At 41.1% G+C, this 22,303-nt stretch carries 18 protein-coding genes and 1 pseudogene; 13 read left to right on the plus strand and 6 right to left on the minus strand.

Translation table 11 applies throughout. From position 1 onward, the window contains the following. Positions 1–133 precede the first annotated feature (133 nt). The 5 genes from metG (at position 134) to menH (ending at position 5,394) form a co-directional block, all read left to right on the plus strand. On the plus strand, positions 134–1,738 hold the full coding sequence (gene metG / locus HWQ43_RS23140) for a methionine--tRNA ligase (protein WP_292738326.1): 1,605 nt from the start codon (positions 134–136) through the stop codon (positions 1,736–1,738). 166 nt (positions 1,739–1,904) lie between these two features. Next, positions 1,905–2,534, plus strand: coding sequence for an NYN domain-containing protein (locus tag HWQ43_RS23145; RefSeq protein WP_094348455.1), 630 nt, complete (start codon positions 1,905–1,907; stop codon positions 2,532–2,534). After that, positions 2,534–3,742, plus strand: coding sequence for an LPS export ABC transporter periplasmic protein LptC (lptC, locus tag HWQ43_RS23150; RefSeq protein ID WP_292738327.1), 1,209 nt, complete (start codon positions 2,534–2,536; stop codon positions 3,740–3,742). The genes HWQ43_RS23145 and lptC overlap by 1 nt, the downstream gene beginning before the upstream one ends. Positions 3,743–3,943: 201 nt before the next feature. After that, complete coding sequence (locus tag HWQ43_RS23155) at positions 3,944–4,345, plus strand: metal-sensitive transcriptional regulator (RefSeq protein ID WP_292738328.1); 402 nt, start codon at positions 3,944–3,946, stop codon at positions 4,343–4,345. Positions 4,346–4,575: 230 nt separating this feature from the next. Next, complete coding sequence (menH, locus tag HWQ43_RS23160) at positions 4,576–5,394, plus strand: 2-succinyl-6-hydroxy-2,4-cyclohexadiene-1-carboxylate synthase (RefSeq protein ID WP_292738329.1); 819 nt, start codon at positions 4,576–4,578, stop codon at positions 5,392–5,394. Positions 5,395–5,411: 17 nt separating this feature from the next. On the opposite strand, the gene HWQ43_RS23165 is transcribed toward menH, so the two are convergent. After that, positions 5,412–6,059: a glycoside hydrolase family protein gene (locus HWQ43_RS23165; protein WP_292738330.1), complete on the minus strand. Its 648-nt coding sequence runs from the start codon at positions 6,057–6,059 to the stop codon at positions 5,412–5,414. A gap of 791 nt (positions 6,060–6,850) precedes the next feature. Here HWQ43_RS23165 and HWQ43_RS23170 point away from each other — a divergent pair. From HWQ43_RS23170 to HWQ43_RS23195, 6 genes are all read left to right on the plus strand, one after another. Further along, complete coding sequence (locus tag HWQ43_RS23170) at positions 6,851–7,693, plus strand: HpsJ family protein (protein WP_292738331.1); 843 nt, start codon at positions 6,851–6,853, stop codon at positions 7,691–7,693. Between the two features lie 126 nt (positions 7,694–7,819). Continuing rightward, the gene (locus HWQ43_RS23175; protein ID WP_292738332.1) at positions 7,820–8,728 is read left to right on the plus strand and encodes a glycosyltransferase family 2 protein; all 909 of its coding nucleotides are present in this window, start codon (positions 7,820–7,822) and stop codon (positions 8,726–8,728) included. Between the two features lie 620 nt (positions 8,729–9,348). Further along, positions 9,349–10,113, plus strand: coding sequence for a DUF502 domain-containing protein (locus tag HWQ43_RS23180; protein ID WP_292738333.1), 765 nt, complete (start codon positions 9,349–9,351; stop codon positions 10,111–10,113). A 290-nt stretch (positions 10,114–10,403) separates the two neighbouring features. After that, positions 10,404–11,045, plus strand: a complete 642-nt coding sequence (nusB, locus tag HWQ43_RS23185) for a transcription antitermination factor NusB (RefSeq protein WP_292738334.1) — start codon at positions 10,404–10,406, stop codon at positions 11,043–11,045. Between the two features lie 254 nt (positions 11,046–11,299). Beyond that, positions 11,300–12,973 (plus strand): signal recognition particle-docking protein FtsY, encoded by a 1,674-nt coding sequence (gene ftsY, locus HWQ43_RS23190; protein WP_292738335.1) that lies wholly within the window; start codon positions 11,300–11,302, stop codon positions 12,971–12,973. Between the two features lie 1,357 nt (positions 12,974–14,330). Further along, positions 14,331–15,722 (plus strand): PP2C family protein-serine/threonine phosphatase, encoded by a 1,392-nt coding sequence (locus HWQ43_RS23195; protein WP_292738336.1) that lies wholly within the window; start codon positions 14,331–14,333, stop codon positions 15,720–15,722. Between the two features lie 570 nt (positions 15,723–16,292). On the opposite strand, the gene HWQ43_RS23200 is transcribed toward HWQ43_RS23195, so the two are convergent. Further along, on the minus strand, positions 16,293–17,576 hold the full coding sequence (locus tag HWQ43_RS23200) for an ankyrin repeat domain-containing protein (RefSeq protein ID WP_292738337.1): 1,284 nt from the start codon (positions 17,574–17,576) through the stop codon (positions 16,293–16,295). A 195-nt stretch (positions 17,577–17,771) separates the two neighbouring features. Between HWQ43_RS23200 and HWQ43_RS23205 the strand changes: the two genes are divergently transcribed. Further along, entirely contained in the window at positions 17,772–18,242 is a 471-nt protein-coding gene (locus HWQ43_RS23205; protein ID WP_292738338.1) for a DUF4079 domain-containing protein, read from the plus strand. Between the two features lie 53 nt (positions 18,243–18,295). Here HWQ43_RS23205 and HWQ43_RS23210 read toward each other — a convergent pair whose 3' ends face one another. Continuing rightward, a complete protein-coding gene (locus HWQ43_RS23210) occupies positions 18,296–18,967 on the minus strand; it encodes a DUF1997 domain-containing protein (RefSeq protein WP_292738339.1) in 672 nt (223 codons plus the stop codon). A 177-nt stretch (positions 18,968–19,144) separates the two neighbouring features. Here HWQ43_RS23210 and HWQ43_RS23215 point away from each other — a divergent pair, with 177 nt between their 5' ends. Further along, positions 19,145–19,801 (plus strand): NAD(P)H-binding protein, encoded by a 657-nt coding sequence (locus tag HWQ43_RS23215; RefSeq protein WP_292738340.1) that lies wholly within the window; start codon positions 19,145–19,147, stop codon positions 19,799–19,801. 140 nt (positions 19,802–19,941) lie between these two features. Here HWQ43_RS23215 and HWQ43_RS23220 read toward each other — a convergent pair whose 3' ends face one another. The 3 genes and pseudogenes from HWQ43_RS23220 to HWQ43_RS23230 form a co-directional block, all read right to left on the minus strand. Beyond that, positions 19,942–20,595: a TIGR04282 family arsenosugar biosynthesis glycosyltransferase gene (locus HWQ43_RS23220; protein WP_292738341.1), complete on the minus strand. Its 654-nt coding sequence runs from the start codon at positions 20,593–20,595 to the stop codon at positions 19,942–19,944. A 30-nt stretch (positions 20,596–20,625) separates the two neighbouring features. Beyond that, positions 20,626–21,283: pseudogene (locus HWQ43_RS23225) on the minus strand (type II secretion system protein). A 27-nt stretch (positions 21,284–21,310) separates the two neighbouring features. Then, entirely contained in the window at positions 21,311–22,303 is a 993-nt protein-coding gene (locus HWQ43_RS23230; protein WP_292738342.1) for a glycosyltransferase, read from the minus strand.

Consider the following 22,303-nt stretch of genomic DNA (forward strand, 5'->3'; position numbering starts at 1 on the left):
CAATTCTGGACTTGATAAATTTGCTACTATGAAGATGTTATTGGAAAAAATAGGAATAATATTGTATAATTGCGTGGTTTTGCCGCTGAAAGCTAAGAGATAAAACCTTTTAATAAGTTAATTTTTATTTTGCATGAATCTAGTGAATAAAACAAAAAAGACATTTGCACTGACCACACCCCTATATTATGTAAACGGTGTCCCCCATATAGGCAGTGCTTACACGACGATCGCAGCCGATGTAGTGGCGCGATTTCAGAGATTACTGGGACATCAAGTATTACTAATTACAGGTACAGATGAACATGGGCAAAAAATTCAGCGATCGGCAGAAAGTTTAGGGAAAGGGCCACAAGAATTTTGTGATGAAATTGTCCCTAGTTTCGTGAGTTTATGGCAATTATTAGATATTCAATACGATCGCTTTAGTCGGACTACTGCGCCTCGTCATCAAGCGATCGTCAAAGAATTCTTTGAGCGAGTCTGGGAATCTGGTGATATTTACCAAGGACAACAACAAGGCTGGTACTGCGTATCCTGCGAAGAATTCAAAGAAGAACGGGATCTGTTAGAAGGACACCGTTGCCCAATTCATACTAACAAAGAAGTGGAGTGGCGAGACGAACAAAACTATTTTTTCCGCTTATCCAAATATCAAACTAAGCTGACAGAATTTTATCAATCTAAACCAGATTTTATTCAACCAGAAAGTCGGCGTAATGAAGTTCTCAGCTTTGTCAATCAAGGACTGCAAGACTTTTCCATTTCCCGAGTGAATTTAGATTGGGGTTTTCCCGTACCAGTCGATCCCAAGCACACTCTCTATGTCTGGTTTGATGCGCTGTTAGGTTATGTCACAGCATTACTAGAACCAGATGCAGAACCGACTTTAGCAAATGCGTTAGAAACATGGTGGCCGATTAACCTGCACCTAATTGGTAAAGATATTCTGCGCTTTCATGCAGTTTACTGGCCAGCAATGCTGTTGTCAGCAGGCTTGCCCTTACCAGAGAAAGTCTTTGGGCATGGCTTTTTGACTAAAGACGGGCAGAAGATGGGCAAAAGTCTGGGTAACACCCTTGATCCTGTGGCATTAGTTAAGAGCTATGGTAGTGATGCCGTTCGTTATTACTTCCTTAAGGAAATCGAATTTGGTAAGGATGGAGATTTTAATGAAGTTAGGTTCATTAATGTTCTGAATGCAGATTTGGCAAATGATTTAGGTAATTTGCTCAATCGCACTTTGAGCATGGTGAAAAAGTACTGTGCTGAGAATAATGTCCCATCAATCGGCAATGAAGGGATTCCTGACGAAAATCCTTTGAAAGCAATTGGTTTACGTCTAGGGGAACAGGTAAAACAAGCATACCAAGAGCTAGCTTTCAGTCAAGCCTGCGTGGCCATACTTTCATTGGCACAAGCCAGTAATAAGTTTATTGATGAACAGGCTCCTTGGTCATTATATAAACAGGGACAGCAGGAGTCGGTGGAAAAGGTTCTCTACGCAGTTCTAGAATCGGTTAGACTAGCAGCTTATCTGCTATCCCCAATTATTCCAAACATCAGTAGCGATATTTATCAGCAACTGGGTTTTGGAATAAACTTTAACAATCGAATAGAAAGTTCAGTTAATGCTCCTTTTGCCACCCATGCTACATGGGGACTACTATCGAGCAAACAACAGTTGGGTAAACACCAACCTGTATTTCAACGAATAGAACCCCCGAAAAACGATTAGTCCTTATCAAACTCTGATTTTGTTCAATTTTTTATTTTCTCACGAAATTTATCGTGGCTCAATTTAAATTAGCCGCGGAACATTATCATAAGCCGCTGTGACTAGCATCTAAAAGTTGGTAATTTGTATCAAAAATAACAGGGATAAAAATTGAGGTATCACAATGATGTTGAATAATTTGGAAAATGATTCAATCTTTACGCCAGAACAGGTTTTGGAGAATCGGGGTAGGGTAGCCATATTTATTGATGGCTCAAATTTATTTTACGCTGCACTGCAATTAGGTATTGAAATAGATTACACGAAGCTATTATGTCGATTAACAGGGGGTTCTAGATTACTGCGTTCTTTTTTCTACACTGGCGTAGATCGGACAAACGAGAAGCAACAGGGGTTTCTGCTGTGGATGCGTCGCAATGGCTATCGAGTCATTGCTAAGGATTTAGTCCAGCTACCAGATGGCTCTAAAAAAGCTAACCTAGATGTAGAAATAGCAGTAGACATGATGGCGTTAGTAGATTCTTATGATACCGCAGTTTTAGTCAGCGGTGATGGAGATTTAGCTTATGCGGTCAATTCAGTCAGCTATCGTGGCGTGCGGGTAGAAGTTGTGAGCTTGCGTTCCATGACCAGCGACAGCTTAATTAATGTAAGCGATCGCTACATTGATTTAGAAGCTATCAAAGAAGATATTCAAAAAACCCCTCGCCAAAGCTATCCATACCGGCCGTTATCTGGTATCGGTTTTTTGGAAGACCCTAGAACTAGTGATGGACACCTAGAAATCCAAGAATAATGGCGTATCAATTTCATAAAAGAGGGAGATGGGGAAAGAGAAAAATTCAAAATTTCTCCCCCACTCCCTTCTTTCTTATTTTACCTTTGACCTTTTTATTGGTATTTGGTTTAGTCGCCTGTGGGGGCAAATCTCCCCTAGCTTCGCAACAAAATACTGCGGATTCATCTAATCCAGATAGCAATTTGACTTTCTTTGATGTCACCCTAGAACAAGCAGATGAAGTGGGAAGACCAATTTGGAAAGTCAGGGCTAAAACCGCAAAATACACCAAAGAAAAACAAATTGGTCAGGCTGAAAGTCCTTATGGTGAGCTATATCAAGATGGCAAAATTGTTTACCAAATCAAGGCAGATGTAGCAGACATTGAACAAGATGGGAAGCAGTTGTTTCTGAAAGGTAAGATATTTGCCACAGACCCTAGTAATGGGATTGTGTTGCAAGGTAATGAATTAGAATGGCGTCCCAAAGAAGATTTGTTGATTGTTCGTAACAAGATTAACGGCACCCATAAAAAACTACAAGCAGTAGCGCAGGAAGTGCGAGTTAAAACCCGCGAACAGCGGATGGAATTTTCTGGCGGAGTAGTAGCAAATTCTATCGATCCCCAGATGCAAGTGAGAACTGAACATTTAATCTGGAATATTAAAGAAGAAAAACTGATTGGCGATCGCCCCCTAGAAATTGACCGCTACAAAGATAATAAAATTAGCGATCGCGGTAAGGGAAATTCTGCCGAAGTCAACTTAAAAACAAAAATTGCCACTGTCCAAAAAAATGCTCAACTAGAGTTACTAGACCCACCAATGCAAATATCTAGTAATTCTATGACCTGGAACATGAACGCAGAAACTGTCACTACAAACTCACCTACACGAATGTTCCAGCGTGCCGAAAATGTCACAGTGACAGCCAATCAAGGTGAAATGAAAATACCGCAAAAAACCGTTTACTTAAAAGGTAACGTCAACGCAGTTGGTCAGCGTCGCCAGTCTCTAAGATCCAATACACTAACTTGGTATTTAGATAATAAGTTAGTTGAAGCTCAGGGAAATGTTGTTTATCGGCAAGTTGACCCACCATTAAATTTTGTGGGTGAAACAGCAGTTGGTAATCTGCAAACAGAAAATATTGTTGTCAAAGGTGGCAGTTCTAGCGGTAGGGTAGTAACGGAGATTATTCCTCAAGAAAAAGCCAATCGTCAGTAGTAAAGTTAGGGGTAGTGGGGAGATGAGGGAGCCTTTAAACTAGATAAATGAGTTTTTGATACTCGTGAATGAGTATTTGAACTCCATTAATGAGTCTCTAAACTCAATGAAATTCTAACTCTTCCCCATTCCCCACTCATAAATTTTGGGTTGGTCGAGTACTAGACTAGGATCTTAGTAATACAAGCCTTTTGATAGCCCATGAATGGATCAAACCGATTAGGTAAGGAATCCTTGCCAACATCCCAGCAAGCAGAACATTCCCACTATCACGATACAGACCACGAGTATACAGATCGGACTCATGGAACTGGAGAGTTGACTCATCCTCACATCCATAGCGAAGAGTCTTTACGGCGAATTGTCAATCGATTATCGCGTATAGAAGGACATGTTCGTGGTATTAAGGCAATGGTGCAGCAAAGTACCCCTTGTCCTGATGTTTTACTGCAAATTGCCGCAGTGCGGGGCGCATTGGATCGAGTTGCACGAATTGTTTTGGATGAACATTTGACTGAGTGTATTGCGAGAGCCGCACAAGAGGGTAATATTGATGTTGAAATTAAACAGTTAAAAGCAGCTTTAGATCGATTTTTGCCTTAAGAATGAGAAAAATAATCTAAAATGCATTCGCCAAATTAGTGATGCACTAGCAGCAATACATCAAAACTCAATAGTGCATCCTGACATTCATTCCAGCGACATCATATTGCCAACTGGTAGACAACCTATTTCTTATAGACTTTCCTTTGTTCGCTTTTTCTAGGAGGCAACGAGGAAAAAACTTATTCCATCAGATAATATGCTGTGCAATGATGATTTTTACCTAGACTATGATTCTAAAAAATTATCAATTTCATTATTCTTTAACTAGCACTTTAGATAAACCACTAATTCTTTTTTTGCATGGCTTCATGGGTAACATTAATGAATTTGATGAAGCCATAAAATTACTATTTAACGAATTTTCCTATTTAACACTTGATCTCCCCGGACATGGCAAAACTCAAGTTTTAGGTGAGGACGAATACTATACAATGGCAAATGCTGCTCATGCTTTAATCAACTTACTAGATGAGTTAAAAATTGCCAAATGCTTTTTAGTTAGTTATTCAATGGGTGGAAGATTGGCTTTATACCTGGCCCTGCATTTTCCAGAACGTTTTGATAAAGTTGTTCTAGAGTCAGCTTCCCCAGGTTTACCAACAGTAGCAGAACGATTAGAACGGATTAAACTTGATACACAAATAGGCAGAAAATTAACAAGAATCTTTGAAAAAAGTGATTTTGTCACTTTTCTATCAAATTGGTATAATCAACCGATTTTTGGTTATATAAAAAATCATCCAGAATACGATCGTATGGTTGAAAGCAGGTTGCAGAACAATCCACAGGAATTGGATAAATCACTTCGCTTTATGGGTACTGGATGTCAACCTTCTTTATGGGAAAAACTACAATGCAATACAATTCCCATACTTTTACTAGTCGGTGAATACGATCAAAAATTTATATCTATTAATACAGAAATGGCTAAAATGTGTGAATTTTTTCAGATAAAAATAATTAGCAATGCTGGACACAATATCCACTTTGAAAATACTTTGGCATTTGTGGAAAATATAAAAAGTTTTTTGTCCACAGCAAGTTAAAAACTAGGATAACCTTACTACTTTTTTACTGCTTTGCTAGAAGGAGTTGGGGATGGTGGCAAATTCGGGGCTATTGGTTGTTTCGCTGCGGTTAATTCCTCTTGCAACATTTTTTGATAAACCTTGGGCAAAGAGTTACTCACAGAATTAGTTTCTATGCCATATCCCAGACTTGTCCAGGTGGGAGAGAGTCGCCGCAAAACATCATTTAACTTTCCCTGACGCAACAGTTGAGAAATATTAGTTCCCCAAACTTTAGAATCATTTAACCAACGGTAAACTACTACATCTTGATATTCTGCTTCAAAACTATAAGCAGTCCAAAACATCATCTGCATCGGCTTTGGGTGATAACGAGGAGCTAAACGATACCAAGTAATGTTGATAATTTGATATCTGCCAGCAGCAGTAGAACAATTACCTGTATTGGGGCCTGTGACAATTGTGACGCATATCTCAGGATGTCGGCTAAGATCGTTGACTTGCTGTCCACCGTATAACAGCGAATAGGGACGGTTTCCACTAGCCTCACTTGCCGAGATGGTTCGCATTAAAGCGCGGATATAAGGGTCGCCCTCTTTCATCACTAAAGGCGGCTGTTTATTTTCAAAGATGGGATCGGAAGGCGATCGCAAGTCTCCTATATACCATTGCAACAAATACACAAAGCCGAGAAGCGCGGCTATTGGCCCAATAAGTTTTTCAACACCTTTGAATTCAAAGCCTTTCAGAGTTTGACTCCTTCAAATTCACTCTTTTTGCTAACAAAAATCATCGACGAACTGATTCTAGTAAAGTTCACACCTGATTGTTAGTTATTATTTCCGATTTGCTCATTTTTATTAGGAATTAGCAAAAAAGAGTATAAATACAGGAGTTTGCAAATAACTGAGGTACAAAATGCAGGACTCACGCTTCAGATATAAAGAGTTTCTACCTTCTGCCTCAAAACCCGTAGCTTTGTACTTCATGCAAAAAAAAACTATTCTAAGTATAACAAGCGAGATATTCGTAAAAATCCTGGACAAGTATAAGCTCAATCACTTGGGTAGCATTTGCTCTCGGTAATAATTGCTTCTTTGCTCAAAGCGGACGATAAGTTGATACAACCTCATTGCAAAGGTTTCGATTTAAGTTGACACCAATGCACATCTGTGAACCCTTACAAAAGGTCTGTATTACGACTGATTGAGAACTGCAATCAGGGTGATTGGGTAATTAATGAGTCTGTTCCTCTAGCCCCGCATAGACTTCGTATCTTAAAATACCAGGAATTTCCTGAAGACACTGTAGATAACAAATGTTACTGTGGCCTAGTTGAAAACCAAGAGGCAGATAGCCTTTACCAATATTGAATCTGCTTTGTGTTTTTACACAATAGTCATAGTCATGGGCACAATATTCAAGTAGCTTGAAATATGAAAATCACTCGTATTCACCACCAGTTTGAAAAATTATGGTTAACCGTTTTACTTCCGTGAGCACTGCTCTCACACTTAAGGTAGTTGGAATAATCTGCATTTTGTCCTTTTTTGTTGACTTTTTGATTCTGTTGTTACCCTTTCAACCCACCGATCGTGTATGGCAAATCAATTTGGGAACAGCGCTTGTCGATCGCGGAATTGTTCCTCTAGTCGGTTTGGGGCTTCTGTTTGCTGCCTATTGGATTGAGAATGCCGATCCAGCAAGCGATCGCCCCCAAGGTATCGATTTAAGATTTACCGCCGCGATTATCTCCAGTATTTTAGGGTTGATGTTCTTGCTGATTTTTCCCCTGCACCTAAATAACGTCAATCAAGCCAAGACTCAAACACTCAACCGAATCACCCAAGAAGCAGATCAGGCAGAAACTCAACTAAACACTCGATTATCGCAATTGCAAGCACAGCTGAATACCGATCAAGGAAAAGCGCAACTAGACCAGCTGCGAAACCAAACCAAAGCTCAGTTTAGTGAAATCCTCAAAGATGACCAAAAATATAAGCAAGCAATTGAAAGCCCTCAAATTCCCGCAAATATAAAAGAGTTACTGAAGAAAGCTAAAACAAATCCCCAAGTACTTGACAAAGCTATCGAACAACAAACAGATATTCAAACGCTGCAAACTCAACAACTGAGCCAACTTCGCCAGCGCCGAGACGAAGCACTGCAACAAGCTAAAGATACGGCTTGGAAGTCTGGACTGCGGATTGGTATTAGCAGTTTGCTATTGTCCATTGGTTACATTATCATCGGCTGGACAAGCTTAAGAGGTAGGGGTGCTGTACAAGGTGGTAAACCTAGAACTGCCGCACGCTAATCTACTATTGGCATGGCAGTAAGAAGTATCCCAAAATTATTGACGGCTGATACTGCCATGCGCCTAATAGCTAATAACAATAACAAGGCAATTATCACTGACTAAAATCGCTATAAAACTTGAGTAATGTTCTCAATTTACATACTGACATATAACGAAGAACTAGATATTGCTGCTTGTATCGAATCGGCGATGTTATCAGATGACATCATTGTTGTGGATTCATGCAGTAGCGATCGCACTGTGGAAATCGCCAGTCGCTATCCCATCCGCGTTGTCCAACACGCTTTTGAAAGCCACGGACGCCAACGCACCTGGATGTTAGAGTCTATCCCCCCGAAGCATCAATGGGTTTACATTCTCGAAGCTGACGAGCGTATGACACCAGAACTGTTTGCGGAATGCGAAAAGGCAAGTCAGAATCCAGACTACATCGGTTACTACGTGGCTGAACGCGTCATGTTCATGAATCGTTGGATTCGCTACAGCACACAGTATCCCCGTTACCAAATGCGGCTCTTCCGCCACGGTAAAGTGTGGTTTACAGACTACGGTCATACTGAGCGAGAAGTTTGTGAGGGTGCAACTAGCTTTTTAAAAGAAACATACCCACACTACACTTCTAGCAAAGGTTTGAGCCGCTGGATTGACAAGCACAACCGTTATTCTACGGATGAGGCTCAAGAAACATTGTATCAGTTGGAACAAGGAAAGGTTAACTGGCAAGATTTATTCTTTGGCAAATCAGAAGTCGAAAGACGGCGTGCCCTGAAAGATTTGTCTTTACGTTTGCCCGCCAGACCGTTGCTACGGTTTATATATATGTATTTTATCTTAGGCGGATGTTTAGATGGACGCGCCGGAGTCGCTTGGTGTACATTGCAGGCATTCTATGAATACCTGATTTTGCTCAAAGTCTGGGAAATGAAGTATTTACCAAAACCTAATTTAGATGCAACAGCAATTTTAGTACAAGAGAGTACGCAACAGTTGCAGTGCGCAGATTCTGAAACTACACAGGTTGATGCAGTGTGAAGATGGCTGGAGATTAGAAGGATTTCCTGTATAGCGATCGCAAAATCATAGGGTACACAGATGTGCTACACAGATCCCTGACTTCGTAAAAGTTGTCGGGGATCTTGTTTTTCATAATTCAAGACTAGATAAAAGAGACTTCCAAATCAAAAACATCGCAAATTTTCTAGGGAAATGGTTGTCCCCATCGCTTCTATATTCAGGACGGGCAGAATACTCACCCACAATATGGATAATTTATTTCTTGGAAATCCCTAACAAATTAATATTTTTAACAGAACATTTTCATAAAAGCCGCTCCTACTCAAAAGTGAGTGACTGACCAGATAAAATAATTTATTAGATTACCCTGTAGTACTTTCACAATCATGAGCAGCTTTTGATTAAGCGCGATAGATTAATAATACCTAAGAACTTGCAACAATTATTTACAAGTCTTATAAATAAAAGTAACATCTTCTAAGAATAACCAGTCGCCATCGGATTGGTTAATGTCTATGTGTATGCTTATAGGAAAATAGCTGATTTCCAGCAGCAGGCAACTTGCTAGCGTTTTAGACAGTTACTTGCGGCAGAATCTGCCAAAGTTAAAGCCTTCGGAATTTGACGAATCTGCTGGTATGGATACGAATAACAAAAGTTCCTCTAGCTTAAAACAGGAGAATCGGGGCTTGGTAATCGATCGCCTAAAACAGGACTTAAAAAACGACCTGATTGCTGGTTTGTTAGTAATAATTCCCCTAGCAACCACTATCTGGCTGACAATTACCATTGCGACTTGGGTAATCAACTTCCTCACCCAAATTCCTAAACAATTGAATCCCTTTGATGGCTTAAACCCAGTCTTGGTAAATATACTTAATTTATTGGTAGGCTTGGCTGTACCATTACTAAGTATATTGCTGATGGGCTTGATGGCTCGAAATATCGCTGGGCGCTGGTTGTTAGATTTTGGTGAGCGATTATTACAGGCAATTCCTTTAGCAGGGCAGGTATACAAAACTCTTAAACAGCTTTTAGAAACAATACTGAAAGATTCTAATGGCAAGTTTCGCCGGGTAATTTTGGTAGAGTATCCTCGCCGAGGAATTTGGGCGATCGCTTTTGTTACTGGTGCAATCAGCAGTGATATCCAAGCCCAGATGTCTCGCCCTGTACTAAGTGTCTTTATCCCCACCACCCCAAATCCGACTACTGGATGGTACGCAGTCGTTCCTGAAGACGAAGTAGTGAACCTCTCCATGTCGATTGAAGACGCCTTTAAAATAGTTGTATCAGGTGGCATTGTCGCCCCCAATACGCCTTTGGTTTTCTCCAAAGAGTCCACATTGGAAGTGAAACACGAAGAAATCAAGCAGCAGATTATTCCCGTCGAAGAAACGTGAAGAAGGCAGGAGGTTGGAATAAACAATAGCAGCTCGCACTCCATCTAAATTTCAAGCCACCAACTCAGAGATTTTGGTATCTTGACTTAAACTCCAAGAAAAAGCTCTGGTTGCGACAAGAGATATAGGAGTGTATTTATCTTCCCTCCTGCCCTCTGCCTCTCTGGAATCAATCTGGCATAGTCACAAGCAAATGCGTAATGTTGTTGTTTAACTGTGCCAAAATTGATAGGTTTATAAGTTTGTCTTGCCTAGTAAATTCAGTTCTCGCACAATCACCCCTCAGTTCTATGCAACCTCGTAAACCCCAGCAAATTGCTCGTGAATTGGCGCTTTTAAGCCTTAGCCAATTGCCAGTCAACCCAAAGAAATTAGATAAATTGGAAGACGACCAACTAGTATCCAAGTTGGTACTAGGTGCAGTACGCACTCTGACTTCAGAAGTTCAAGATACCCTCGATAATGCCGCAGGTGAACTGCAACGCAGTAACGATCGCCTCTTAAGTAGCCAAACTCGGGCCTCCGACCTCAATACTGCCAGAACAATGCTTCAAGAAGCGATCGCCTGCACCCAGACAGCAATCAATCAGTTGGGTACAGCAGTTGATTTTCCAGTATTGATTCAGTTAGCTAATCAGGACAAGGGAGTTCGGAATTACGCTAAAGAGCTTGTGATTACCGTCAACGACAATCGACACATTATAGAAGAACTCATTTCTGCTGCCTTAGTAGATTGGCAAGTAACTCGCCTCGCCCAAATTGACCGCGATATCTTGCAAATCGCCGTGGCAGAAATGAAGTTCTTAGGAGTTCCAGACAGTATCGCCATCAACGAAGCTGTGGAGCTAGCCAAACGCTACAGTGGAGACGATGGTCATCGGTTTATTAACGGTGTTTTGCGCCGAGTCACTGAGCAGAAAAAAACTGCGTAGTACTGGTGCGGAATTAATAATTTTTATACTGCCGTGGAGAAAAATCTGTAGCCGCTTCTGCGGCTTCCTCCAAGCGGAACTTCACTCAAAGTGAGACGCTGCGCAAACGCAAGGGGCCTTCTATTGTAACGATTCTCCTCAAACTGGCGTTGAAAGGTGAGGATAACTCGGAAGTTTTCACCCCAAGAAAAAGTGCAAAGTTAAATTAAACTCATAATTCATAACTCATAATTCATATAAACAATACTGCTGCAATGGTTTTTAATTGGTTCCGTCGTCAACATAACGATTCCTCTAATACTCCCTCTGATAAAAAACAGGAAGAAACTCCTCCTGCACAAGAACCCCAACTAGAGCCAGCCGAAACCTCAATACCAACTGCTGAAACTGCACCAGACTCAACGGCAAACTTATTGGCATTTGCTAAAGCTGCCTACAAAAATATTCAGCAAAAACAGCAAGTCGAGGTAGTAGAAACCCCACCTGATTCAGCAGATACCTTAGCACCATCAACACAACCTGAAACCGCAGAAACGGTAATTGCGGCAATAGCTGAACCAGAAGCAACTGAAGAACCTGCTAGTACAACCGTAGAAACAGCACAGCCAGAAGTTATCCAAGCTGCTAGTGAGGAAGAAATTATAGAAGATTCCTCAGTGGCAGCAATTGTTGAACAGCCAGATGTTTCTAGCCAAGAACTCACAACAAGTGAAGTTGAACTAACACCCACCGAACCACTAGCTACGCCAGAGGCAACACAGCCAACAGCACCAGCTAACTTATCCTTTTTAGAACGGGCGGCGGCAGAACGGCAAGCCAAGCTAGAACAACTAATAGCCACCGCCATTGAAGTTCCAGAACCGGAGGTAGTACAGCCAGTAGCGACAACCTCAGAAACAGAAGAGGAAATTCCTGGACTGCTATTTGATGATGGGTTTGTCTGGTCAGCGAAAGTTCTAGCAGCTCAAGGTAGGAGTGCAGAAGACGTTTCTATTGAAGAAATTACCTGGCTGAAAAAGCTCCGGCAAGGATTAGACAAAACTCGCCGTAGTATTCTCAATCAACTGAAGGCGATCGTTGGTCAAGGGCCGCTAAACCAAGCTGCTGTGACGGAAATTGAGGCATTGCTTTTACAAGCTGATGTGGGTGTAGAGGCGACAGACTTTATTATCAATGCCCTACAGACAAAACTTCGAGAAGAAGTTACCGCACCTGAAGAAGCGATCGCTTTCCTGAAAAAAATCCTCCGGGATATGCTGGATGCACCGAGCAAAACCTCCCACAAAACTACCTTTACCCCAGAAAAAGAAACCTTAAATATTTGGTTAATTACTGGGGTAAATGGTGCGGGTAAAACCACCACTATTGGTAAAATTGCCCATCTGGGACAAAAATCTGGCTATAAATGCTTGATTGGCGCAGCAGACACCTTCCGCGCCGCCGCCGTGGAACAAGTCAAGGTTTGGGGTAGTAGAAGTGGCGTGGATGTAATTGCCAATCCGGGAAAGAATACAGATCCGGCAGCAGTTGTATTTGATGCGATCGCAGCCGCTCAAGCGCGTCAAACTGAATTGCTTCTCGTAGATACAGCTGGGCGACTGCAAAACAAGAAAAATTTAATGGACGAACTCGGTAAAATCCGCCGAATTATCGACAAAAAAGCCCCAGATGCCAAAGTAGAATCTCTTTTGGTTCTAGATGCAACTTTAGGCCAAAATGGACTACGGCAAGCCGAAGTTTTTTCCCAAGCTGCCCAACTCAGTGGTGTTGTCTTAACCAAGCTAGATGGCACTGCCAAAGGCGGAGTTGCCCTTGCCGTCGTGCAGCAGCTAGGTTTACCCATTCGCTTTATTGGTGCTGGCGAAGGAATTGAAGACCTACGCCCCTTTTCGAGCTATGAGTTTGTCGAAGCTCTCTTGAGCGGTTAGTTGAAAAATTTCGAGTTAAAAATTTTTCTTACCAAACTTAGGACTTACGCAATACTGTATGATTCTTCTCTGGGAGACGCTGCGTGTTGGCGTCAGCCTCTGACAGAGAAGGAGATTCGATAAATTAAGCTTTTTAGCTATTTTTGCATAAGTCCTAAAACTGATAAATTTAGGGATGACTGATCTGGTATTATCACTTGAACTAACTAGAAACAGCTCAAGTCCTAAAATTATGAATTTGTCACCATAAATGGGTGACTTTTGCTAAAATTTCTAGCTAATGCCCTTTTTGAAGTCTTAAATGGGCTTTTAAAATGTAGCAGCACGGTATTTAGTTGTTACACACAAAAGCCCCTAGACTTTCATATTGCAGCAATTGAAAAGGGAATTGAGACGCTCACCCCTAATACAACTCTATTGTGGGATGGATAGCAGTCTCAATGGTGAGCAGTGCGTTGGGGAACCAGCGCGGGTGATTTCTTCAGTGCTGCGGGAGGTTTTTCCTCCATAGGTGTTTGGTGTTGGCTATGGCGACTTACTCATGCAACGTCTATCGAGAGGTTTGAATTCTGATGGTTAAAAAAACTCTTTCTGGCTTTTGACTTAAAGTTCTTAGAGGATATTTCTTCTATTTTTCGTGTCATCTCTTCTATTCATATCTTACACTTACCAAATGACTCACACCTCAAATAAATTACAGGCGAATGGTTTAACTCTGTTACATCTGACTAAAAAGATAGAGTTACTTCACTTTTATCCTGTTTTGATGGGTTTAAGTTTTGCATCTTCAGCAACTCAAAATTCACAAAACGAGAAATTAAAAATGGAAAAGCTCAATCTTGGCGATTATCACAGCAATTATGGTATACAAATTAAATATTTGAAAACTTATTTACATATTCTCAGGTTTGGGAACGAGTGTAAGTCTGTTTTTTAGCAAATTAAGCTCGATTTGAGCGCTTATAGAGGTTTTCACTCAAAATACTTCTAGTCTCCTAGTTGCTTCTGCTCAAACTGTCCCTCTGAAAGCGTTATAAATTATTCTTTGAATAAAGTATTTTTATGACTTTAGAGATATGCTTTGGTAATTAAGTTATGAAAAAATGAAATCCTTTCTGATATATCAGCAAAAATAGTAATTATTACGGGTAGAATTTGGACTAAAAATACATGATTTGAAATTATCAACATTCCATTAGAAATACAATAAGCAAATAAAATACTTATAAAATTTGCCTGTTACGTCTTTATACTCTTGCTAAAATGGCAAGTCTTGTCTAAATATGGTTTAGCAATGCCAAAGCCAAAAGATTTATAAGTAATCTAAAATCTGCCAATATAAAGTGCAATAATACCCGTGCCTGTGTCTCCACTGCCTTCTCAACCCACTGATAATAATAGTAGTGCCACGACGGATGTCACACCAGTCGTGGCACTCAAAGAACTCGTGGCAAGGTTGCACCGGGAACAGAACAAAATTCAAGATTTGCTAAGTTCTTTAGGATTTGCCCTGAGAAGTTTCAATAATTTGAATCAGTTTTTGGAACTGATTCCGCTGATGGCAACAAGAGTGACAGATGCAGACGGTAGCGCCCTGTTTCTCTACAAACCTAATGGTCAAGTCAGGTTAGAACAGTTACATTGGCAAGATAGTGGCCAGCGCAAGAATATCCGCAAAGCGCTAGAAATAGCCAGTAGTCAAATCACGCTTTTGCCCAATACTGCTCCCCTAGCGAATGCCACAGGGATTTTGGATGACCAGATGCATCGCTATTTGGGGCCAGATGTGCAAATCTTTGGTACGGCGATTCTGGTAAAGCATACAGAACGGGGATGGCTCTATGTCTTGAGCCGCGATCCAGAATATAGTTGGACAGAAACCAGGCAAAAGTTAGTTAGGTTAGTGGCAGACCAAACAGCAGTAGCGATCGAAAACGATGAACTAGCTGTAGAACTAAGAAAAAAAGAACGCCTAGACCAAGAACTAGAAATTGGCGCAGAAATTCAACGGCGACTTCTACCACGTCAATGCCCCACAATCCCTGGTGCAGTTCTGGCAGCACGCTGTAAACCTGCCAATCGCGTCGGCGGAGACTACTACGACTTTATTGCTACCAATCATAATAAGATTCAGCCCAAGATCAAAGGTGGCACCGAAACTAGTCGCTGGGGTTTGGTTATTGGAGATGTCATGGGCAAAGGTGTCCCCGCTGGGCTGATTATGACGATGATGCGAGGAATGCTACGAGGAGAAGTGCTACATGGTAATTCCCCAGCCGGAATTCTACAAAACTTAAATAGAGTTATGTATGCGGATTTGGAAAATTCCCACCGCTTTGTAACGCTATTTTACTCAGAATATAACCCTTACAGCCGAATTCTGTCTTATAGCAATGCGGCACACAATCCTCCCTTGTGGTGGCACGCAGCGACAAAAACTGTCACCCGTTTAGATACTTTGGGAATGTTGATCGGTTTGGATGCTAACAGCCAATATGAAGATGCCCAGGCACAGCTAGAGCCTGGGGATACAATTATTTACTATACAGATGGCTTGACTGATGCCGCTGCTGCTGGTGGCGATCGCTTCGATGAAGACAATTTTGTTGCTGGCTTCAATACGGCTTGTAAATACTGCAATGGGCCAGAGGAGATTGTGGATTACCTATTTGACCAAGTTCAGCAATTCATCGGTGCTGATAAACAAAATACTGATGATATGACACTAGTTGTTCTGCAAATCTTATAATCATTGGGCATTTATACTCGATCAAGTCATGAGTCAATGCTCGATTTTATGGTGACAGAGGATTCACTACAGTGATTCCACTAAATTTAATTTTTATTTATTTTCCTTTGAATTTCCGTAGCAACCGCCCAAATGGTTGTATATCAAGCTTTTTTGGTAACTTGTTTGTATTTAGCCTTTAGGATAATACATAAAAAATGATCGTTAGAATACTTTTCCGTTCAATTAAAAACTATATATTTTGCACATCTAGCACAGTAGGAAACGCCAAGGGGGAGAGCAGGTAAAAGGTAAAATGTACAAGGTAAAAAGTAAAAGGTAAATTTACTTCTTCATTTTTGCTTTCTTTCTATCCTTGTGACGCAAGCATTTGGTCTGCTCCCTTTTGGCGTTTTAATTTTTCTTTCTCCGCCGTAGCAAGTTCACAACAGCTACGACGGAGTTTTACTTTCTTTGTTTCTTCGTCCTAGATTTGTTTTTTTAAACTTCCTTGGGATTTAAGCTGAAAACCTTCATTTAATGATTTGTCAAGATATTTCTGAAAATATTTTAGATGAAGAATTTAGATTGCTATTCTTGCGCCCCAGCTTTTTGCAGACTCCGCACCACATTCTTATAACCATTAAATTCTGCAATCATCAAAGCAGTATAACCGCCCCGGTTTTTCAAATTCACATCTGCCCCAGCTTGGAGTAATAACTGCACAATTTCGCCATAACCTGCTGAAGCAGCCCACATTAATGATGTGGCCCTCGCTGAGTCTTGAAAATTCACATCTGCCCCCTTTGCCAGCAGCAAATGTACGATCTCTTTGTGTTTGCGTTCAGTTGCCTTAATTAAAGCAGTTTTGCCATCATCCCCAGGAATGTTGACATCAGCACCATAGTCTAACAACACTTGTACCGTTTGCGTGTGTCCTTGTGATGCAGCCAACGTCAAAGGTACTTCCCCAAGATTTTTCCCATTTATATCTCCGCCAGAACGTAGCAGTGCCTCGACAATTTGGCTATGTCCCTGCAATGCTGCTACAAGAAGTGGTGTATCGCCCAAGTGGTTGCTAATTTGGACATCTGCACCCCTGTTAAGTAATATTTGCACGACATCAATGTAGCCTTCCACAACGGCAAGGTGTAAGGCAGTTTCACCATCTCGATCTTGAAGATTAATCTGGGCACCTCCATTTAGTAAAGCTGCTGCGATCGCACTGTATCCAGCCGCTGCTGCTGCCGATAGAGCAGTTCCACCATCAGCGTTTTTCACATTCACATCAGCCCCTGTTGCTAGCAGTGCTTTCACAATCTCCAAATGTCCCAAGTCTGCTGCTAGCATTAAAAGTGTCTCACCCTCCTCATCTGGGATATTGACATCGACACCACTTTGGAGAATTGCTTGTAAAACTTCTATTTTTCCCTGCTTAACTGCAAGTTTCACCGCCGTATCATTATCTTTATCAGCGATATTAACTTGGGCACCAGCAGCCAATAAAACTCGCGCTACATCGATATGACCTTTGAGTACTGCTGCCATTAAAGCTGTACTGCCATCTTCATTAGTGCCATTGACATCTGCACCTTTAGATATTAAAAGTTGTACAATGTCAAGCTGTTTGGCACTAGCTGCCAACATCAAAGCCGTCAAACCATAGATTTTTCTGGGCAAGTTGATATTTGCCCCAGCATCTAGCAGCGATCGCACAATTTCGGTATAGCCTAAATTAGCAGCAAACATTAACGCCGTGGTGCCTTGGCGATCGCACGCGTCCACCCTCGCACCAGCAGCCAATAGCGCACACAGACCCTTGATATCGCCACTTTTAGCAGCTTTGAGCAGCAAAGTATCGTTGTTTTCAGTCATGAATGAGATCCCACACAGGGGTTTTGTTCGTCTACCCTCAAAATTTAGTCTGAGATTGTTTATCCACTTTGGCAAGAGGGCAAAGGAAAATAGTCGGGGAAGATGGGGGAGTCTCTTTTAATTTGTGCAACTTTAAGCACAGAAAATAGAGTTATGCTAATTTTTATGAAGATTTAATCATTAGGCGAGAACACGATGAGTCTGGAACTTTCTACGTCGGTGAAATATTGGCTGAACTTCTTCCATCCGGTGCTCATGTGGGCGCTATTAGTACTCTCAATTTATGCTGCCTATTTAGGACTACAATTGCAGCGTACCAGAAATGCTCAGGGGGAAGAAAAAAAAGAATTAATTAAAGGTAGATATAACGTCAGACACTACCAAATCGGGTCTATACTACTAGCTTTGATGGTGGCAGGTGCGATCGGCGGGATGGCTGTCACTTATATCAATAATGGTAAGTTATTTGTCGCTCCTCACCTGTTAGCAGGACTGGGCATGACAAGTCTAATAGCATTTTCTGCTGCTTTGTCCCCTTATATGCAGAAAGGGGCAAATTGGGCGCGTGCAACTCACATTTTAATAAATTTTACGCTTTTGGGACTTTTTGCTTGGCAGGCTGTTACTGGGGTGCAAATTGTCCAAAGAATTCTCACTAAAGCATAGTCTGTAAGTTATTTGTCAGTTAACAGGCTGATAACTGTTAACTGACTATTGACTCAACGCTTTTGCTTAAAATTAGCAGGAAAGGGTATTCCCAAAGATTTATGAAAATCTTCCTGAACTTTGCGAGTTAAGCGGCGGGAGACTTGGCGGACAATTTGATTAAGTAAGCGATCGCCAGTAGATTGAATTATAGACTTGGGTAATCGCTGAATAAATCGGGGAAAGTGAAGATAAACTATCAAATCCAATTCCCATTCAACTTTTGTAACTTCGCCAATACTGCTGCAAGCATCGCTTCCGATTAACTGTAGAGATGCCCGATAATCTACGTCATAACCAGGCGGCTGGTAGTCAGGAATGGGGATTGTACGGATGCGGTAAATACCCTCCTCTGGGGGCAACAATTCCAAACCTATTTTCGGTTCTACTTCATAACCGAAAGAACCAAAACGACCAATTGTTAAAGCATAGCCATTTTCCCCAAGTGATTGTACCTTCATAGGTTCAGCGCTGCGCGAAAACCATGAGGCGTGAGAATTGAGATACTCAGCAACCTTCTCTACTGGAGCAGCCATTTCCATAAAATCTTGATAACGACCGTAAAATTTTGTGAGCGTCGCTACATTTGGTTCTGTTAATGTATCCTCGGCTTCTTGGCTGGACGCTACAGGTAAAACTGCTTGTGTTAGTTCCCAGGATTTATATTCGCCTTTTCTTGAAAGCATAAATGCATTACTGTATATTTTGGCGTTGTCTATATTAATGATTCCCCACATACCTGGGTCATTTCGCATTCAGATCCCATTTTGACCGAAACCTCATTAATCTGCGATCGACTCCATAGAATTACTAAAATAAAGAACTAAACAAGTACACAATAGTTTCCCAGGATAACATTTATCATGAAAGCATTTGTAGCAGGGGCAACAGGTGAAACAGGTCGCCGGATTGTACAGGAGTTGATAGCGCGGAATATTCCCGTCATAGCCCTGGTGCGGGATATAGAGAAAGCTAGGGCTATTCTGTCTCCTGAAGCCGAATTAGTGGTAGGTGACGTATTACAACCAGAAAGTTTAACTGCTGCGTTGGGAGATAGCACAGTTGTGTTGGTTGCGACTGGGGCAAAACCTAGCTTTGACCCCACTGGTCCCTATAAAGTGGATTTTGAAGGGACTAAAAATTTAGTAGATGCTGCTAAGACAAAGGGAATTGAGCATCTGATCTTAGTTTCTTCTTTGTGTACTTCCCGGCTTTTCCATCCGCTAAACTTGTTTTGGCTAATTTTATTGTGGAAAAAACAAGCTGAAGAGTATATTCAGAAAAGTGGTCTTACTTATACAGTTGTGCGGCCTGGTGGGTTGAAGAATGAAGACAACTCCGACCGCATAGTGATGCAGAGTGCAGATACACTATTTGATGGTAGTATCCCCAGGCAGAAAGTCGCACAAGTTGCAGTTGAAGCGCTGTTTGAAGCAGATGCACGCAATAAAATTGTCGAAATCGTTGCCAAACCTGAAGCAGCTTCAAAAAGCTTTAAGGAGCTATTTCAACAGTGCTGATATTCCACAGGATTTTATTGTTTCTGTCTCTTATTCTCATCCCCAAGCTAATCGGCTCACATTTTCATGAAAAAGTGATGTCTACAAACTTTTTCCATTAGCTTGCATTATCTAAATTGACCGACCTTTGATTCTATTCCCTAAAGCGATCGCTTTATTTTCCCTGCAAGGGCTTGTTCCCAAATCGGCAGATCCTCCGGTCGGTCAACATCAGCTAAAGGCGACAAGTTCACGTATGATAAATTAAGTTTCTGGGCAATATCCACGGTTGTCTGGAATACTTGAGCAGTTCCCCACTCGATGTTAACGAATAGCTCCGGGATGGGTTGGCGCAAAGCAATTAAGTAATATCCACCATCGATCGCAGGCCCAAGTACGAGGTCAAAGTCGTGTAACTTCTCAAAGGCTGTTGCTAAAATCTGGGCATTCACTCCCGGACAATCTGTACCAATGATAATTACTTTTTCTGCACCAGATTGAAAAGCATCAAAAAGCGATCGCGCCATCCGCAAACCTAGATCCCCTTCACCTTGATACTGGTAAACCAAATCCAACCCCAGCCAGTCTTGCATAAGTTGCGAATCGCCACCTGCAAAACGCACTTCCACAGATATGTCAATGGCTTTTTGCAATTCTTGAATTTGAAATATTGTATGCTCAGTCATTTCCCGTTGAAGATTGGCAGCACCAACATCTCCCAAAACAGCTATCAATCGGGTTTTTGTCCTACCTGGTTCTGGATAGCGGGTGAAAATAATCAGGTGCTGTTTTGGGCTTGCTGGTAAGTTCAGCATACAATACCTTGTTTAACAACTAAAAATATCTTAATAGCAATACTTGTCGTTTTCGTTTGCTCTAGCATGATCTTTTCCCGTCCGCATAGCCCCCATAATTGTAGAAACATAGACACAACGTCTAGCTTTACCAGCATTCAAGCTGTAGAATGTTATTTGTCCTAATCCGCCTACTGTACACTGATTTCCAATTTCAGAGATCGGACAACCGTAATAGTTAAATAAAACTCGCCACATTGGCTGTGAAGTGTGTTTTCGTAAAGTTGTCTCCTTTTTTCCTTTATCGTTTTCCTCTTCATCAATCCGAATATTTGGCTCAAGGTTATGCCATAGGTTGCCATTGTTTTTAACAGTATCAGGAATGAATTGTCCTGCTTCTGCTTGATGAACGGCCCATTGCACGACACCATTTTGTATACGAAAACTGGTTTGCCTGTTGCCTGGTCAATTTATCTTTAGTGGCTTGGCTTTGTGCTTGGCGCATAGCATAATAAACCTCATTTTGGGCAGTGTTGAGACGGCGAGTGTCCACAAAAGCCAGCCAATTGGATATTCCGATCGTAGCTAATATACTAATTAATACAATAACTACTAACATCTCTGGTAAGGTAAAACCACTGTTAGAATGATTATTCTTCAAGAGATTTTTTGCAGAAACTAAAGACGGTAGATGCACCAAGCTATACATTTTTTATTCTGATACTTTTTCAGCTAACTAGGTGTTGAGCAATGTTTCAGCTTTTTGGCTTTTTACTTCGCGCTGGTTAGTAATATTGTCGAACAACGTAGGCATTAAAAGGATGATGAAAATTTTTAATAATAACTTTAAAGTGAAATTTATACGCTGAAGCCTTGAAGAATTATTCAGAACATAATTCCATAAGAATTTAGCCGCAGTTAAAGCTTTTTGCCGATTAAACGGCTTTTGTAGGGCTTTGCATGTCAGATATTTATATAAATTTGTCAGGCTTATATTCCAAGTATGCTTAAGTACTAAAGGTCTTTCCTTATATGCTCTCTCAAGCACCTGCAAGCAAGCTTGCTCTTGCCTTACAAGATTAGAAGAAACTGAATTATGACTTATTCTGTATAATATTTGTACAGATGGTACGCATACAAAATCAAACTGGCAAGATAATCGCAACCACATATCCCAATCTTGAGCAGCACTTAGAGATTCATCAAATCCACCTAATTTGATTAAAGCTTCTCTACGAATCAAAGGATTGGAGCCATTCTCTAGAAAGTTTGTCAACAATAACTTTTCATAAACGTCTCCATTGGCTATAACATGTGTACCAGAGAGTACTATTTCACCATTTTCATCGATATAATCAGTCCAACTGTAAGCAACAGTCGCAGTAGCATTTTCTTGCAGAGCCTTTAACTGAGACTGAAGCTTGTCAGGTGTCCAAAGATCGTCCGCATCTAAGAAACTAACAAATTCTCCAACTGCAAGCTGTAGACCTCGGTTACGACTAACGTTTCCGCCAGCATTGGTATAGGAAAATATTTTTATTCGGGGATCTTGAATTTGTGTAACAACATCTAAAGTGGAGTCTTCTGAACCATCATTAATTACAATTAATTCTAGCTCAATCAAAGTTTGATTTAGAACAGATTGAATTGTGTGAGTAATAGTCTTTTCACTATTATAAGCGGGGATGATTACAGAAGTTTTCGGCAACTGGTTACTAGAGTTAATCAT

It is taken from the genome of Nostoc sp. JL31 (genome assembly GCF_017114965.1).
In the GTDB taxonomy this organism is placed as follows: domain Bacteria; phylum Cyanobacteriota; class Cyanobacteriia; order Cyanobacteriales; family Nostocaceae; genus Nostoc; species Nostoc punctiforme_A.